We start from the raw sequence: 14,600 nt of genomic DNA, 5'->3' as shown, positions 1-14,600 counted from the left end.
GAATTGTGTACCGATGATTTCATCGGAAAAGCGGATCGACATCATACAACGTTCTAAATCTACATGTTTACGTTCTTTTTCGATGGCCAATAATTTAGCACCTTTTTTCTCGAAAGCAGCAAAATCTGGCTCGATCACTTGCCAATCTCTGCTGTCGACCGAAAAGAAAGGGTTGGTAATGCCATTAAAAATTTCGTCTTTTTCTCCGTCTTCAGTTAAGGTTATCGGGAAAATGCCAAAAGCATTCGATCGTCTTTCGGTTACATTGCCCAATTCATATTTTCTGCAAGCCAATTGGAAGGAATGGCAGATCAAAAAAGCGTACTTTTTTCGTTCATCGTTTTTATGGTTAAAAGCTTCTATCTGATCTAAGAGATTAAAGAAATCATTTTCCCATTGTTCGCCCTTACTTTCAATCGGACTACCTGGGCCACCGCTAGAAATATAAGCATCATAACCGATGCCCGGTATTTCTCCTTTTTGCCTTAAATCAAAAATATCAAAGGTTAAATCGATATTGTTATCGTTTTTAAAACGGGATAAAATTTCCTGAATTCCCCGCATACCCTGATTAGGTGCACCGTTATTCATGTCAATAACGGCCACCTTTAAGCTACTTTTATCCATTATAAAATTACTTTGCGCCTATAAGTGTTTGAGTAGTAATGTAATCTACCACTGCCTCAAAGTTACCTGTTTGTTGGTAAACTGCCAACTGCCGGTCTGCGCCTGTGCCATGCTCCAATATTTTATGCACATAATTAATGTCATCACGGCAACCTAAATCATCCACCACATCATCTACAAAATCCAATAATTCTAAAATAAGATTGCGGCAGTTTACTTCCATTTCTTTCCCGAAATCGATTAAATTTCCATCAATTCCATAACGGGCAGCACGCCATTTATTTTCGTTAATTAGTGCTCTCGAATAGCTGATGAATTCCATGTTCTGCAAACGCAGTTTGTACAGTTTGGCGCATAAGGCTTGAAATAATGCCGTAAAAGCCATCGTTTCATCAATCAGCATCGGGCAATCGCAAATGCGGAACTCAACGGTGTCGAAAAACGGATGAACACGGATATCCCACCAGATTTTCTTCGCATTGTCCATGCAATTGGTTTTGATGAGCAGTTTTACATAATTATCGTAATCCTCGATGCTGTTAAAAATATCGGGAATGCCCGTACGCGGAAATTTGTCGAAAATTTTTGTACGGAAAGATTTGTAACCCGTGTTCCGCGATTCCCAGAATGGAGAATTGGTAGATAAGGCAAAAACATGGGGCAGGAAATACCTCACCTGGTTGGCAATATGAATGGCCAGCTCGCGAGATTGAAAACCTACGTGTACGTGCAGCCCAAAAATGAGGTTAGAACGTGCAGCTTCCTGTAGTTCGTTCACAATCTCGTTATAGCGGGGATGTTCTGTAATTAACTGCTTTTCCCAATGTGAGAAGGGGTGTGTACCAGCGGCCCCAATCCYTAAGCCTTGCTCTCCGGCGAGCTGTGATACGGTATAACGCAGTTGAGAAATTTCTTTACGTGCTTCAGTGGTCGTTTTACAAATGCCCGTTCCAACTTCTACCACAGCCTGGTGCATTTCTGCCTTAACTTGGTCTTTGTGGATTTTTTGTGCGGCTTCTACAATTTTTTGGTCGTGAGAAGTAAGCTCTCTGGTAACGGGATCAATTACCATGTATTCTTCTTCTATGCCCAGCGTAAACTCGTTCATCCTTAGATTGATTAAAATTTAAATCCCAATTATTTTTTTGGTGCAGCTTTTTTAGGTTTTGCTGGTGTTTTTTCTGCTGTTGTCGATTTCTTTGGAGCGGCAACTTTAGCCACATTCGGGGTAACTTTCGCAATTAATGGTTTGCCACTAACCGACGATTTAATGTATTCGCCCCAGGTTAAATTATCCTGTCCGTCTTTTTGCGCTTTAGCCCTTTCAATAGCATAATTTGCAGTAGTTTCTACTACCCAATCAAAATTTTCCTGACCAACGCTTTTAATATCAGCATCAGGAGCAGGGTTACAGAAATCGATCGCAATAGGCACTCCATCGCGCACCGCGAATTCTACCGTATTAAAATCGTATCCTAAATACTTGCATAGTTTTAGGGTGTACTCTTCTACAGTTTTAAGCAGCTTTGCATCTGGCGCTTTGCTCTCAGTGGCATAACGCAAGTGATGCGGATTCCGCGGGTCATATTGCATAATACGGACATATTTGCCGCCAATACAATAACACCTGAAATATTCTTCGAAAATGATTTCTTCCTGCAAAAGCATCACTAATTGTTGTGTGCCACTATGTTTATCAAAAAAATCTTCTTTGTCATGAAGTTTATAAACATCTCTCCAGCCACCACCATCATAAGGTTTCATATAGGCCGGAAAACCAGTGTATTCAAAAATGGCATCCCAATCTAAAGGCATGGTTAAATTAGAGAAAGATTCTCCAGTGGTTCCTGTAGGGTGCTCTCGTGATGGTATTAAGGCCGTTTTGGGTACGGGTACGCCAATCTGTTCGGCCAGCGCATTATTGAAAAATTTCTCGTCGGCACTCCACCAAAATGGGTTGTTAATTACGGCAGTTCCGGTAATGGCGGCATTTTTTAATGATGCGCGATAGAACGGTACATCTTGCGAAATACGATCGATGATTACCGAATAACCTAATGGAGCATTCTGAAATATTTTGTCGATTTTAACTGCTTCGGCGGTTATGCCCTTTTCTGCTTTTTGATTAATTCTTTCGATTACGGCTTCAGGAAAAGAGCGTTCCTGTCCAAATAAAATCCCTATTTTCTTCATTGGTAAATTTTAGTTTAAATGTTTAACTGGTTAATCGGTTAATTGTTTGATAATTATATCCTAAATCGACTCGGGACTTAAGACTGTCGACTTTGGACTAAACTAAAGCTGTGCAATATAATCTGGAAACATTTCTCTCCAGATGGGCCAATCGTGATCTGCATTCTGTCTGATATCAAGCCAGTGGTCGATGCCCTTTTTGTTTAAAATGCCGGATAAACGCTCATTGTCAGGCCTGCACATGTCGCGGTCTGTTGTGCCCAAAACAATTTTCATATAATGCAGTTCGGGGTTACTATTATTCAGCAGATAATCAACCGGATTGTTAAAATAAACATCATCATTATAAAAACCATCCAACTGGCCAGAAATATCGAAAGCCCCGCTCATACTAAACATATGGCTAACCAACCAGGGATGCCTGAAAGCGAAATTAGCAGCATGATAGCCTCCAAAACTACAGCCAGCAGTAATAATTTTGCTGTGCCCGGTTTCTTGCCTTGCCAGAGGGGCTACTTCTTCCAATAAATATTTGTCGTACCAGATGTGGTTTTTAACCCTGTCGGCAGGATGAATACTTTTGTTGTACCAGCTTAACTTGTCAACGCCATCGGGGCAATAGATCTTAATTTTTCCTTCATTGATAAATCCCTCAACAGAATCTATCAGTTTGAAATCCTTGGTTTCAAAATATCGACCCATGCTTGTCGGGAACAGTAGGATAGGGATACCACCGTGACCAAAGATGAGCATGTCGATTTCGCCACTTAAATTCGGGCTGTACCATTTCTTATGTTCTTCTTTAACCATAATAAAAATTGAATGATTTAAGGTATAAATTAAAATCTATAAAAAGAATTGTTTGAGTAGTAAAATGAAGCAAATTAAAGGTGTATTGTAAAAATTGACCCATGGTAATTAATAGTTTACGGAGATTTGTACCTTTGCACCCTAATTCTGAGGCGATAGCCATGTGATAGGGGATTTTTGATTATGATGTATACCACAATTTTATCGGTAAAAGTTAATACCAGCAACTTTAAAATACCCTCAGCTTATTTAAAGCATGAGGTAGAAATAGATATTTATACACCCGAAGGTATTTTAGGCAATGAAAAAATAGAGCTTCTTTTATTAAATGATGGGCAGGATGTGGCCAAAATGGATTTTAGCCGGATTTTGGAAGAAGCCCATCATGGCAAAAGAAACCACAGGTTAATTGTTGTGGCCATTAAAGCATCAGAAGATCGACTAATGGAATATGGTGTAGCGGGTGTGCCCGATTTTAAAGGGCGTGGAGCGAAAGCCGATTTATACAGCGATTTCGTGATCAAAGAGCTTTTGCCTTTTGTTAAAAAGAAAATTGCGATGCCGATAACCGGTAAAGTAGGTTTTGCGGGATTTTCTTTGGGCGGTTTGTCTGCTTTTGATATTGCCTGGAATAATCCTTCCGCTTTTGATGCCATCGGTGTTTTTTCTGGAGCATTTTGGTGGAGAAAAAAAGACCTGACAGAAGGGTATACTGATGCAGATCGAATTATGCATGCAAAGCTAGAAAGTACCTCTACCAGGCCCGATATGAAATTCTGGTTAATGACCGGAACGGAAGATGAGAAGGCTGATCGGAATAAAAATATGATCATCGATTCCATCGATGATACGATTGATGTTGTTAAAATACTCTTGAATAAGGGCTATAAACGGCCTGAAAATGTTTTTTACTACGAAAAAGTTGGTGGCAAACACGATGTTCAAACTTGGGAAAGTGTAATGCCTGCCTTTTTAGACTGGGCATTTGAAGTTTAGCTTATATCTTACCCAGAAGCACATTCATTTTTAAGCTTAATTTTTTTGCGCCAATTTCGTTAAGGTGGTCGGCATCGTAAAAATCCTGCGCATGGAATGAGCTATCCTGTAAAAGGTTAAAATACTTGATTGTAGTGTGTGAGGTATTCAATTTCTTGATGGTAGAAAGTGTAGTATTCAACTGTTTTTTGCTTAAATGTGATACATAAGATTTATAGGCCGGACTGGTAAACAATATAACCTTAATATGTTTGTGCTCTGCAAAGGCAATAATTTCATCCAATAAATGCAGGTTAGTTAAATATTGCAGATTATCTTTCGCAGTATGCCGTGCGGCGGCAGTTGAACCACTTTTGACTAAATCTTTGTGGTTAATAGCCTTGTAGTTCGATCCCCAGCCCAGGTTGCTACAGCTAATATCATTTTCGCCTCTAACATAGTGGTTTAAAAGCCGGCTTAAATTGATGTCGAGTTTATTGCTTAGCATTTCTGTACTGTTGAAAATTTTATGATCGGTATTGATATCGTAATAAATGCGATAATTTTTTGCCCGCCATGCTTCAGGGCTGTTCTCAAGTCGGCCATAAAACGAAAAGTAATCAACAGGAATAACGATATATTTTAAATGGGTCCATTGGTTACTATATTTTTTTAAAATCTCCAGGTCATAATCAAAGGATTGTGAAATGTAACTTGCATTAAAACTCGATTTAATATACTTTGGATTAATACCATAATACACATGTGAGCTGCCCAGAAATAAAATGTTTACTTCTTTAGCATGATGATCGAGATAGCTTTTTTTATACCCGTAATCGTTTGGGATCCTCCTGATCAGAACTTCGAAAAGAACAGCTAAAAGGATAATTGGCAATATAAAAACGGCGATGTATTTAATAAATTTTTTCATAGTCAAAATTGAAAGTAAATAAATTGCTGTTCCGCCCCTGCGAAAAAGAATATCACCAGAACAAGGCCATAATAAATACCCCATCTTACTGGTTTTGGCCACGATAAGGCGAATTTGGCAATAGCATATTGCTCCATCCTGCCATTCCATTCGATTAGTATAAACAAGGCGAGTAATAGAAATAGTTTAATCGGCAGTATTTGAGGAATGCTGAAAAACGATTCGGAACCAATGGTTGATATGATATTGAACGCATGCTGTACAGAATTTGCCCTGAAAAATATCCAGGCGAAAACTGTTAATCCAAATGTTAATATAATTGCTGCTAATTCTTTTAAGCTTGGAAATGTCTTTCCCTGTGCAACGGTATCCAGATTCGAACGGTTGGTGTTGAAAATTATCGAGGGCATAATGTACAGCGCATTTAATAAGCCCCAGATGATGAAAGTCCAGTTGGCGCCATGCCAAAAACCGCTCACAAGGAAGATGATAAACGTGTTCCTCACTTTTGCCCAGGTTCCGCCTTTGCTTCCGCCTAAGGGGATGTAAAGATAATCTCTGAACCAGGTGGATAGCGAGATATGCCATCTACGCCAGAATTCGGCAATATCCCTGGAGAAATAGGGGTATGCAAAGTTTCTTAACAGCTCTATCCCAAATAAACGTGCTGTACCTAAAGCGATATCAGAATAGCCAGAGAAATCGCCATAAATCTGAAAGGCAAAAAGGATGGCGCCGAGCAATAAAGTGCTCCCCGAATATTCTCCAGAATGGTTAAAAATCATGTTGGCATAATTGGCACATTGATCGGCAATGACGATTTTTTTAAACAAGCCCCATAAAATCTGCCGTAAGCCATCAATCGCCCTGCTGTAATCAAAAGATCTTTCTTTTTTGATCTGAGGAAGCAGGTGTGTTGCCCGTTCTATCGGACCGGCAACTAGTAGTGGAAAAAAACTCACAAATAAAGAATAATCGATAAAGCTCTTTTCTGCCGGTATACGGTTCTTATAAATATCGATTACGTATGACAGGCCATGAAAAGTGTAAAATGATATACCAACAGGTAAAATGACTTTTAATGTCCATGGGTTTACCTGAAGGCCAAAATTTGCAATAGCATCAGCGAAAGAATCGGCGAAGAAATTATAGTATTTAAATACGCCTAAAAAACCGAGATTGATGGAAATACTCAGCCAGAACCAAAATTTTTTAGTCCYGTTATTTTTGCTTTCCATCATTTTTAACCCAGTGAAATAATCCAGTAATGTGGAAAAAATGAGTAAGAACATAAACCGCCAATCCCAACAGGCATAAAAGAAATAGCTGGCACCCAGCAATAATATATTTTGAGATCTTAAACGTTCTTTCCCCAGAACCCAATAGAGTATAAAAACTATGGGCAGGAAAGCAGCAAAGCTAAAAGAGTTGAACAGCATAGCGTTAAGGTTAATACTTCGTTTAAGAATAAAATTAACGCTTTGTGCTGTCCGATTAATACGACGGGTAAATTTGTACGCAGAATTGCTTAAAGGTGTAAAATACCTGTATAGTTATTTCACGGTATTTTTATCAAGATATTTTAAAAAAATACCGGTGTCGAAAATGGTCCATAAACAGCTTTTTTGTCCGCAAGATTTTAGTGCTGCATTTGCCCAGGTATTGCAGGTTTTAAAAATGCTGTAACTTCCCTTTGCTTCGTAAAAGGCATCACCAATATCATAATGGATGTTCGATTTAACCTTGATCAAATGTCCCGTTTCGTCCTTTTTGAAACTATTTAAAATATAATCGATCAGTTGTCGATATTGCGCTTTGCTGATGATAATTTTCTTACAGCTCGCATCTTCCCGTATGTTTTTGTAATAGGTGGTGTGCATAGCAGATGTACTCAGTCCGGAGATTGCCCGTAGGCCGTTACTGAGTTTAAGGTCAGAGAATTCTGGCGTTTCGAGGTAGAATTTTTTATCGCCCCAGCCCATAGCCAGGTATTGATAAGTGCTATCGGCTTTAAGCGTATTTTGGTAACTGATTTCTTTTGTCCAGTTCATTTCTGCACTAACAGCCGGAACGATGATATCAGTGTGTACGCCGTTAGTCATTATATATATGGCAATTTCTTTAGTGTTTGAAGGATGAGCATTTACGGTAATGCGTGAGCAACAAAAGGCGATTAGAAAATAAAGCCCAATCAATGCGATAAAAGCAATGCTGCACCTGCCTGCATATTTTAAAAGTCTTTTGTTCATTTCGATGGGTTATTTATTCTTAATACAGGATTTGAGTTTTTGGTAACCCATTAAGCTCCAGATATCGATTTTATTGATGGCGGTATCGAAAAACACGATTTTTTGTGGCTATAACTTATCTCTACCTTCACTATATGATAAAAGGACTGTTTGAAACACATATTTATGTTGAAGATCTAGCCAGATCGATCGATTTTTACAGCAATACTTTGGGCTTAACACAATGCCATTATGAAGAAGAACGTAAAATTGCCTTTTTCTGGATCGGCAAGCCAAAAGAAGCCATGTTGGGAATCTGGGAAAAGCTAAAAAATGAGATTGATATCAGGCATTTTGCCTTTCGTTGTGATGTAAATGATGTACTGGATAAATCGGTTAACTTTCTCGAATCCAAAAACCTAAAGCCCTATAATTTTCTAAACAATGGAAATCACAAACCAATGGTTTTCGCCTGGATGCCCGCTTTGGCTATTTACTTTAATGATCCTGACGGACATGCATTAGAATTTATAGCCATTTTAGAAGGAGGGGCTAAACCAGAACTGGGTGTGATTTCTTATGAGGATTGGTTAAGCATATAAATTTTATCCTGCTAGTTTTGTTAGGGCCTCAGCTGTCGAACCTAAAAAATTGATGTGTTTGCCCTTATTGCTTTCGTAAATAAAATCTTTAATGCTTTTGCTTTGATATGGGCTAAAATCGCCAATAATGGCCAGGCTTACACGATAATTTGAAAACTTTTGAAGGATTTCTCCTGCTATCCCGTTTTTCAGGTCGAAGAAAGCAGGTGTGATGTTCTGTTGGTGTATAATAATTTTATCAAAACCCTGGTAGTATAAGTTTCCCAATAAGTCTAGCCCGTCTTCTGCGTTATTAATAATTATTTCTTCCGAAAGAACTTCGGCAATATTGGTATTGTTTATGGTATGTGATTCAATTTTCATCTGTTGATTTTAATAGGCAGGTAAAGGTAATGATATTCATTTCCTTGCTGCTAATATAAAAATTATGCTTTTAACAGGAGGATCTGGCTTAAACCTGTTCGTCATGTTTTAGAATTTATAGCGATATTAGCTTTTAAAGTCAATTAACCTCCTAGAAGATGCAAGAAATCGACATTGTTGCTTATGCTTTCTCCCAGTTTGCTAAAATGGACGCTGAAGCGTTTGCACCTTCAAAACCTCATTGGAAAATAAAACAATATAAAAAAGGCGATTTCTATAATCAACACAGAACGGTCTGTAAATTTTTAGGATTCATCATTGATGGGGTATTCCGCTCTTATGTTGTTGATGAGAAAAGTGGTGAGGAGAAAAATGTCTTTCTTTATTCAGGCAATCAGTTTGTCGTTACCTTTAAGAGTTTTATCAATCAGCTGCCATGCGATTACCACACGCAGGCTATGACCGATGCCACAGTAGTTTACATTCATATAGATGATTTATTGCAGCTGTATCAGCAATCTCATCAATGGGAAACTTTCGGGCGCCTATTGGCGCAGGAGGCATTTAATATCGCTATGGATAGGGCCGAGAGTTTTGTTTTTAAAACACCCGAACAGCGTTATCTCGATCTGATCAAATACCATCCGCAGATTTTTAATAGTATTCCGCTTTACCATATTTCTTCTTATTTAGGCATTCAGGGGCCATCATTAAGCCGCATAAGAAAAAGACTTACAGGTAAATAACGATTTTAACTTAGGTTAAAATTATTGCTGTTTTTAAGCTGGAGATTTGAGGTATCAAATTAAAACTAAAAACAACATGAAAACTCTAAAATCAAAAACAATCGTACTTGTACATGGCCTATTTGTAAATAACAAAAGCTGGGCAGCCTGGAAAACCTTTTTCGAAGCCAAAGGTTACACCGTTTATACACCTGCAAATCCCTCACACGAAGGTGATCCAACTGCTTTAAGAACGAACATTGATCCAAATTTAACAAAGGTGAATTTTGTAGATGTGGTTAACAACCTGGTAAAATTTATCGATACTTTACCCGAAAAACCAATTTTGATCGGCCACTCGTTGGGTGGCCTGACTGTTCAAAAATTAATGGATTTGGGCAAGGGCGAAGCAGGGGTGATGATTGATGGCGCTCCTCCAATGGGTGTTATTCCATACGAATGGAGCTTTTGGAAATCTAATTTTACAGTTGTTAATCCGTTTAAAGGCAACTCTGTTTTTATGCCAACCAAATCGTGGTTCCATTACACCTTCGGCAATACTTTGTCCAGAGCCGAATCGGATCAAGTATTTGAGGAATTTGTGGTGCCAGAAAGCAGAGCAATTGCCTGGGGAACGTTAAAAAGTTATGCCAAAGTTGATTTTAAAAAAGCCCACCAACCTTTATTGTTTATCGCTGGCGAAAAAGACCATATCATGCCTGCTACTTTGAATAAAAGAAATTTTAAAGCTTATAAAAATACCGAAAGTATAACCGATTTTAAAATGTTTAATGGAAGAGGACATTTCATCGCTGGTGAAAAAAATTGGGAAGAAGTAGCAACTTATATCTACAACTGGATTAAAAATTAAATTCGGGACAGGTTTGCTTAGGATTTTCGATCAGTCCAACGGAAAGGCGAGTGCATAATAAACTTAAAAATATTGCGTCCTCTTTTCCAATTATAAATGAGATAATTACAACATTATCATCATATTAAATAGTGAGAGATATAGTAGAAAATCCATTTCAAAACACTATCTTTGCGCCAAATTTGAGGCGCATTTTATGCAAAAGATTAGAAATATAGCTATTATAGCACACGTTGACCACGGCAAAACTACTTTGGTTGATAAGATTTTACATTCTTGTTCTATTTTTCGTGACAACGAACAAACAGGAGATTTGATATTGGACAACAACGATTTAGAGCGCGAGCGTGGTATCACGATTGTATCTAAAAACGTATCGGTTCAGTACAAAGACGTAAAAATTAACATTATTGACACTCCTGGTCACGCGGATTTCGGCGGTGAGGTAGAACGTGTTCTGAAAATGGCAGATGGTGTACTTTTACTTTGCGATGCTTTTGAAGGTGCAATGCCTCAAACGCGTTTCGTAACGCAAAAAGCTTTAGCCCTTGGTTTAAAACCGATTGTGGTTGTAAACAAAGTGGATAAAGAAAACTGTCGCCCAGAAGAGGTTTATGAGCAGATTTTCGAATTGTTCTTTAACCTTGAAGCAACTGAAGATCAATTGGATTTCCCTGTAATTTACGGTTCATCTAAACAAGGATGGATGAGTACAGATTGGAAAGTACCAACTACCGATATTTTCGCTTTGTTAGATGCGGTTGTGGCAAACATTCCACCTGCACCAATTAACGACGGTACTTTACAGATGCAGATCACTTCGTTAGATTATTCCTCTTTCGTTGGTCGTATCGCAATCGGTCGTGTACACCGTGGTACAATTAAAGAAAACCAACCGGTTACTTTAATCAAACGCGATGGTAAAATCGTTAAATCAAGAGTAAAAGAACTTTATACTTTCGAAGGTTTAGGTAAAATCCGTACTACAGAAGTAAGTTCAGGTGATATTTGTGCAGTTGTAGGTATTGATGGTTTTGATATTGGTGATACAATCGCTGATTTTGAAGCACCAGAACAATTACCGGTTATCAGTATTGATGAGCCAACAATGAACATGTTGTTTACCATTAACAACTCTCCATTTTTTGGTAAAGAAGGTAAATTAGTAACTTCTCAACGTATTAAAGAACGTTTAATCAAAGAAACAGAGAAAAACTTAGCTTTAAAAGTTGTTGAAACAGCTTCTCCTGATGCTTGGTTGGTTTATGGCCGTGGTATTCTCCATTTATCTGTATTAATCGAAACGATGCGTCGTGAAGGTTATGAGATTCAGGTAGGTCAGCCTCAGGTTATCGTTAAAGAAATTGATGGTAAAAAACATGAGCCGATTGAAACTTTAATCGTTGATGTTCCAGGCGAAGTTTCTGGTAAAGTAATCGAATTGGTAACTCAACGTAAAGGCGAGTTGTTAATTATGGAGCCAAAAGGCGATTTACAACACTTAGAATTCGAAATCCCGGCACGTGGTATCATTGGTTTACGTAACAACGTTTTAACTGCTACAGCGGGAGAGGCGATTATGGCTCACCGTTTCAAAGCTTACGAGCCTTGGAAAGGTACAATTCCTGGTCGTTTAAACGGTGTATTGGTTTCAATGGAAAAAGGACAAACTACTGCTTATTCAATCGATAAGTTACAAGATAGAGGTCGTTTCTTCATCGATCCGGGAACTGATGTTTACGAAGGTCAGATTATGGGTGAGCATATCCGTGATAACGATTTAGTAGTAAACGTGGTAAAAGGTAAAGCATTAACCAACATGCGTGCTTCTGGTACTGATGATAATACCCGTATTGCACCGGCAATTAAATTCTCTTTAGAGGAAGCTATGGAATATATCCAGGCTGATGAGTATATCGAGGTTACACCGCAAAGCATGCGTTTACGTAAAATCTTCTTAACAGAACAAGAACGTAAAGTTAAAGGAAAGCAATTCGCTTAACTCCTTAAGAATATAAATATTAAGGCCTCGATGTAAATCGGGGCTTTTTTGCGTTTAAAGGTTTTATTGGGGTTGACAGCTTTAATCATAAATAGATCCTGAATTTGTCAACTCTAAAGTAATGATCTACTCAATATTTATTTAGATATCATAGGTGGTTATAAAAATGATGGGGAAAGCAATTGCGGAACTTTTTTTATTGTTAGTCCTTCTTTCCGCTAAATCCCCGATGAAGAATCGGGGGATATCGCTGCAATAAGGTTTAGGGGCGTTGGGGCGGTGGTATTAGGTTTCTTCAGTTTTACTTATCTTTCCAAAACAATATAATATCCATGCAAAGCTACCTACAATCCTTTAATATTCTTTCGCCGGCAGAAATTGATGTTTTTACAGCAAACGCTACACCAAGAACATTAAAAAAAGGAGAATTCTTTATTACCGAGAATAAAATTTGTAAGGAAGTCGCTTTTATAAAATCGGGGACTTTGCGCTCATTTTATACATCAACCAGCGCAGAAGAATATACCTATTGCCTTACTTTTCCCAATCAGTTTATGACAGCATATTCATCTTTGATTACCGGAAACCCAACTGTAGAAAATATTCAGGCCATGAGTGATGTAGATTTATTGATCATTAAAAAAGAAGTTATAGATATTTTGACCGAATCGAGCATTAATGGGCTGAGATTATTCAAAACAATAGCTGAACAGCAATATATTCATTTAGAGAAACGTGTGTTTATGTATCAAAAAGATGCAGCCAAAGCACGGTATATAGAGCTTTTTAAAAGTCATCCAGATTATATCAAACAAATTCCAGTAAAGTATCTGGCATCTTTTCTGGCCATTACGCCAAGACATTTAAGCAGACTGCGGAAAGAAATCATTTAAGGACATTTGTCTGCTTCTTGAGCGCAAGGACTGTGTTAATTTTGTGTTGTAGATAAAACAACATGAAAAATATTTTAATCATTAATGGTCATCCAAATAAAGATAGCATCAATTTTGCGTTGGCTGAAGCCTATTATAAAGGCGCTAAAGATTCAGGTGCCAATGTTTCATTAATTCATCTCGCTGAATTAGTATTTAATCCCAACCTGGCTTTCGGGTATCGCCAAAGGACGGAATTAGAGCCCGATTTGCTGTCAAGTTTGGAAAAAATCAAAGCTGCTGATCATTTGGTTTGGGTACATCCTGTGTGGTGGGGTGGCATGCCTGCCATAATGAAAGGTTTTATCGATCGACTGTTTCTACCAGGTATTACTTTTCAGTATCGCGAAAATAGCGTTTGGTGGGATAAGCTGTTAAAGGGAAAAACGGCAAGAATCATTACGACACTAGATCAGCCTTCTTGGTATTATTGGTTATCGTTCGGTCGCCCTAGTGTTAACCAGTTAAAGAAAAGTGTACTTCAGTTCTGTGGGGTAGATCCGGTAAAAGTTACTTATGTAGGAATTATCAAAAAATCAACTGAGAAACAGCGTCTAAAATGGCTTTCTGAAGTTTATAAATTAGGTAATCGCTTGCGTTAAGTATTTGTAATTCAGTTAAATTGTTAATCAGGTGCGCAATTTTTTGTCAGTATTTTTTCATAAAACCTTTGGGAATAAAAAACTAACAATTGCATGGCAATTAATTTTGCGTTCAGTTTTAATTTTGTGCTTTTGCAAGCAAACTAATCATCCCACATCATGATTAATAAAGGGTTATCCAAAATGGGTATATTTTTATTAAATATGCTCTCACTGTTACCGCTATTTATTTTATACAGATTGGCGGATGCTTTTTATGTGTTAATATTTTATGTTTTTGGTTACCGCCGGAAAGTGGTTAAAGAAAATCTGGTTAATGCATTCCCCGAGAAAAATACTGCTGAAATCCATGCCATAGAAAAACGTTTTTATAAATTTTTCTCCTCACTTTTTATTGAAGTGATTAAAATGAAAAGCATTTCTGAAAAGGAATTAAATAAAAGGGTAAAATTTAAAAATACCGATCTGGTAGAAGCCTATCTTAAAAATAACGAAAGTGTGCTTTTCTGTTCATCACATTATGGCAATTATGAATGGGTGTGTATGGCTATTGGCTTAAACTTTTCTGGCAAACATTACCCAATTTATAAACCGTTGAGCAGCGAAGCTTTTGATAATTGGTTTTTGACTATGAGAAGCAGGTTTGGCAACCATATGGTGTCTATGCGTCAAACTTTAAGGGCTATTCAATCGAGTAAAAATGAACCGACCATGTTTACTTTTGGAAGCGATCAGGCAC

16 protein-coding genes are annotated in these 14,600 nt (G+C 37.8%); 8 read left to right on the top strand and 8 right to left on the bottom strand.

Going from position 1 to position 14,600, the window contains the following annotated elements:
- The 4 genes from AC1DPQ_RS03640 to AC1DPQ_RS03625 form a co-directional block, all read right to left on the bottom strand.
- Nucleotides 1-627, bottom strand: a 627-nt coding sequence (locus AC1DPQ_RS03640; RefSeq protein ID WP_477607980.1) for a GMP synthase, incomplete at its 3' end; no start/stop codon positions are given.
- 7 nt (nucleotides 628-634) lie between these two features.
- Nucleotides 635-1,735 (bottom strand): carboxylate-amine ligase, encoded by a 1,101-nt coding sequence (locus AC1DPQ_RS03635; RefSeq protein WP_477607979.1) that lies wholly within the window; start codon nucleotides 1,733-1,735, stop codon nucleotides 635-637.
- Between the two features lie 29 nt (nucleotides 1,736-1,764).
- On the bottom strand, nucleotides 1,765-2,820 hold the full coding sequence (locus AC1DPQ_RS03630; RefSeq protein ID WP_477582357.1) for an ATP-grasp domain-containing protein: 1,056 nt from the start codon (nucleotides 2,818-2,820) through the stop codon (nucleotides 1,765-1,767).
- A 102-nt stretch (nucleotides 2,821-2,922) separates the two neighbouring features.
- The gene (locus AC1DPQ_RS03625; RefSeq protein ID WP_477582356.1) at nucleotides 2,923-3,630 is read right to left on the bottom strand and encodes an esterase family protein; all 708 of its coding nucleotides are present in this window, start codon (nucleotides 3,628-3,630) and stop codon (nucleotides 2,923-2,925) included.
- 183 nt (nucleotides 3,631-3,813) lie between these two features.
- Between AC1DPQ_RS03625 and AC1DPQ_RS03620 the strand changes: the two genes are divergently transcribed.
- The gene (locus tag AC1DPQ_RS03620) at nucleotides 3,814-4,626 is read left to right on the top strand and encodes an alpha/beta hydrolase (RefSeq protein ID WP_477582354.1); all 813 of its coding nucleotides are present in this window, start codon (nucleotides 3,814-3,816) and stop codon (nucleotides 4,624-4,626) included.
- Between the two features lies 1 nt (nucleotide 4,627).
- On the opposite strand, the gene AC1DPQ_RS03615 is transcribed toward AC1DPQ_RS03620, so the two are convergent.
- From AC1DPQ_RS03615 to AC1DPQ_RS03605, 3 genes are all read right to left on the bottom strand, one after another.
- Nucleotides 4,628-5,536: a hypothetical protein gene (locus tag AC1DPQ_RS03615; RefSeq protein ID WP_477582353.1), complete on the bottom strand. Its 909-nt coding sequence runs from the start codon at nucleotides 5,534-5,536 to the stop codon at nucleotides 4,628-4,630.
- A gap of 2 nt (nucleotides 5,537-5,538) precedes the next feature.
- A complete protein-coding gene (locus AC1DPQ_RS03610; protein ID WP_477607977.1) occupies nucleotides 5,539-6,975 on the bottom strand; it encodes an MBOAT family O-acyltransferase in 1,437 nt (478 codons plus the stop codon).
- A gap of 114 nt (nucleotides 6,976-7,089) precedes the next feature.
- The gene (locus AC1DPQ_RS03605) at nucleotides 7,090-7,785 is read right to left on the bottom strand and encodes a TIGR02117 family protein (RefSeq protein WP_477582349.1); all 696 of its coding nucleotides are present in this window, start codon (nucleotides 7,783-7,785) and stop codon (nucleotides 7,090-7,092) included.
- 134 nt (nucleotides 7,786-7,919) lie between these two features.
- Here AC1DPQ_RS03605 and AC1DPQ_RS03600 point away from each other — a divergent pair, with 134 nt between their 5' ends.
- On the top strand, nucleotides 7,920-8,366 hold the full coding sequence (locus AC1DPQ_RS03600) for a VOC family protein (RefSeq protein ID WP_477582348.1): 447 nt from the start codon (nucleotides 7,920-7,922) through the stop codon (nucleotides 8,364-8,366).
- A 3-nt stretch (nucleotides 8,367-8,369) separates the two neighbouring features.
- Here the strand turns inward: AC1DPQ_RS03600 and AC1DPQ_RS03595 are convergent, their stop codons facing one another.
- Nucleotides 8,370-8,729: a DUF4180 domain-containing protein gene (locus AC1DPQ_RS03595; RefSeq protein WP_477582347.1), complete on the bottom strand. Its 360-nt coding sequence runs from the start codon at nucleotides 8,727-8,729 to the stop codon at nucleotides 8,370-8,372.
- Nucleotides 8,730-8,887: 158 nt separating this feature from the next.
- Here AC1DPQ_RS03595 and AC1DPQ_RS03590 point away from each other — a divergent pair, with 158 nt between their 5' ends.
- The 6 genes from AC1DPQ_RS03590 to AC1DPQ_RS03565 form a co-directional block, all read left to right on the top strand.
- On the top strand, nucleotides 8,888-9,475 hold the full coding sequence (locus tag AC1DPQ_RS03590) for a Crp/Fnr family transcriptional regulator (RefSeq protein WP_477607975.1): 588 nt from the start codon (nucleotides 8,888-8,890) through the stop codon (nucleotides 9,473-9,475).
- A 76-nt stretch (nucleotides 9,476-9,551) separates the two neighbouring features.
- Nucleotides 9,552-10,325 carry an alpha/beta hydrolase gene (locus AC1DPQ_RS03585; protein WP_477586221.1) on the top strand — a complete coding sequence of 258 codons (774 nt, stop codon included), beginning with the start codon at nucleotides 9,552-9,554 and terminating at the stop codon, nucleotides 10,323-10,325.
- 196 nt (nucleotides 10,326-10,521) lie between these two features.
- The gene (typA, locus tag AC1DPQ_RS03580; RefSeq protein ID WP_029275490.1) at nucleotides 10,522-12,327 is read left to right on the top strand and encodes a translational GTPase TypA; all 1,806 of its coding nucleotides are present in this window, start codon (nucleotides 10,522-10,524) and stop codon (nucleotides 12,325-12,327) included.
- 332 nt (nucleotides 12,328-12,659) lie between these two features.
- On the top strand, nucleotides 12,660-13,220 hold the full coding sequence (locus tag AC1DPQ_RS03575; RefSeq protein ID WP_477584271.1) for a Crp/Fnr family transcriptional regulator: 561 nt from the start codon (nucleotides 12,660-12,662) through the stop codon (nucleotides 13,218-13,220).
- A gap of 62 nt (nucleotides 13,221-13,282) precedes the next feature.
- Nucleotides 13,283-13,861 carry an NAD(P)H-dependent oxidoreductase gene (locus AC1DPQ_RS03570; protein WP_477584269.1) on the top strand — a complete coding sequence of 193 codons (579 nt, stop codon included), beginning with the start codon at nucleotides 13,283-13,285 and terminating at the stop codon, nucleotides 13,859-13,861.
- Between the two features lie 159 nt (nucleotides 13,862-14,020).
- Nucleotides 14,021-14,600: lysophospholipid acyltransferase family protein (locus tag AC1DPQ_RS03565; RefSeq protein WP_477607974.1), on the top strand; the 580-nt coding region annotated here is incomplete at its 3' end.

It is taken from the genome of Pedobacter sp. 01T416_2 (assembly GCF_056398925.1).
Note: the sequence above shows the minus strand (reverse complement) of the source record. Positions and strands in the feature narration are given on the sequence as shown.

Excerpts from the sequence above, each read along its gene's own strand:
- typA (WP_029275490.1), top strand. The coding sequence starts at position 10,522 with ATGCAAAAGATTAGAAATATAGCTATTATAGCACACGTTGACCACGGC.
- AC1DPQ_RS03605 (WP_477582349.1), bottom strand. The coding sequence starts at position 7,785 with ATGAACAAAAGACTTTTAAAATATGCAGGCAGGTGCAGCATTGCTTTT.
- AC1DPQ_RS03630 (WP_477582357.1), bottom strand. The coding sequence starts at position 2,820 with ATGAAGAAAATAGGGATTTTATTTGGACAGGAACGCTCTTTTCCTGAA.
- AC1DPQ_RS03575 (WP_477584271.1), top strand. The coding sequence starts at position 12,660 with ATGCAAAGCTACCTACAATCCTTTAATATTCTTTCGCCGGCAGAAATT.
- AC1DPQ_RS03625 (WP_477582356.1), bottom strand. The coding sequence starts at position 3,630 with ATGGTTAAAGAAGAACATAAGAAATGGTACAGCCCGAATTTAAGTGGC.
- AC1DPQ_RS03615 (WP_477582353.1), bottom strand. The coding sequence starts at position 5,536 with ATGAAAAAATTTATTAAATACATCGCCGTTTTTATATTGCCAATTATC.
- AC1DPQ_RS03620 (WP_477582354.1), top strand. The coding sequence starts at position 3,814 with ATGATGTATACCACAATTTTATCGGTAAAAGTTAATACCAGCAACTTT.
- AC1DPQ_RS03585 (WP_477586221.1), top strand. The coding sequence starts at position 9,552 with ATGAAAACTCTAAAATCAAAAACAATCGTACTTGTACATGGCCTATTT.
- AC1DPQ_RS03595 (WP_477582347.1), bottom strand. The coding sequence starts at position 8,729 with ATGAAAATTGAATCACATACCATAAACAATACCAATATTGCCGAAGTT.
- AC1DPQ_RS03590 (WP_477607975.1), top strand. The coding sequence starts at position 8,888 with ATGCAAGAAATCGACATTGTTGCTTATGCTTTCTCCCAGTTTGCTAAA.
- AC1DPQ_RS03570 (WP_477584269.1), top strand. The coding sequence starts at position 13,283 with ATGAAAAATATTTTAATCATTAATGGTCATCCAAATAAAGATAGCATC.
- AC1DPQ_RS03600 (WP_477582348.1), top strand. The coding sequence starts at position 7,920 with ATGATAAAAGGACTGTTTGAAACACATATTTATGTTGAAGATCTAGCC.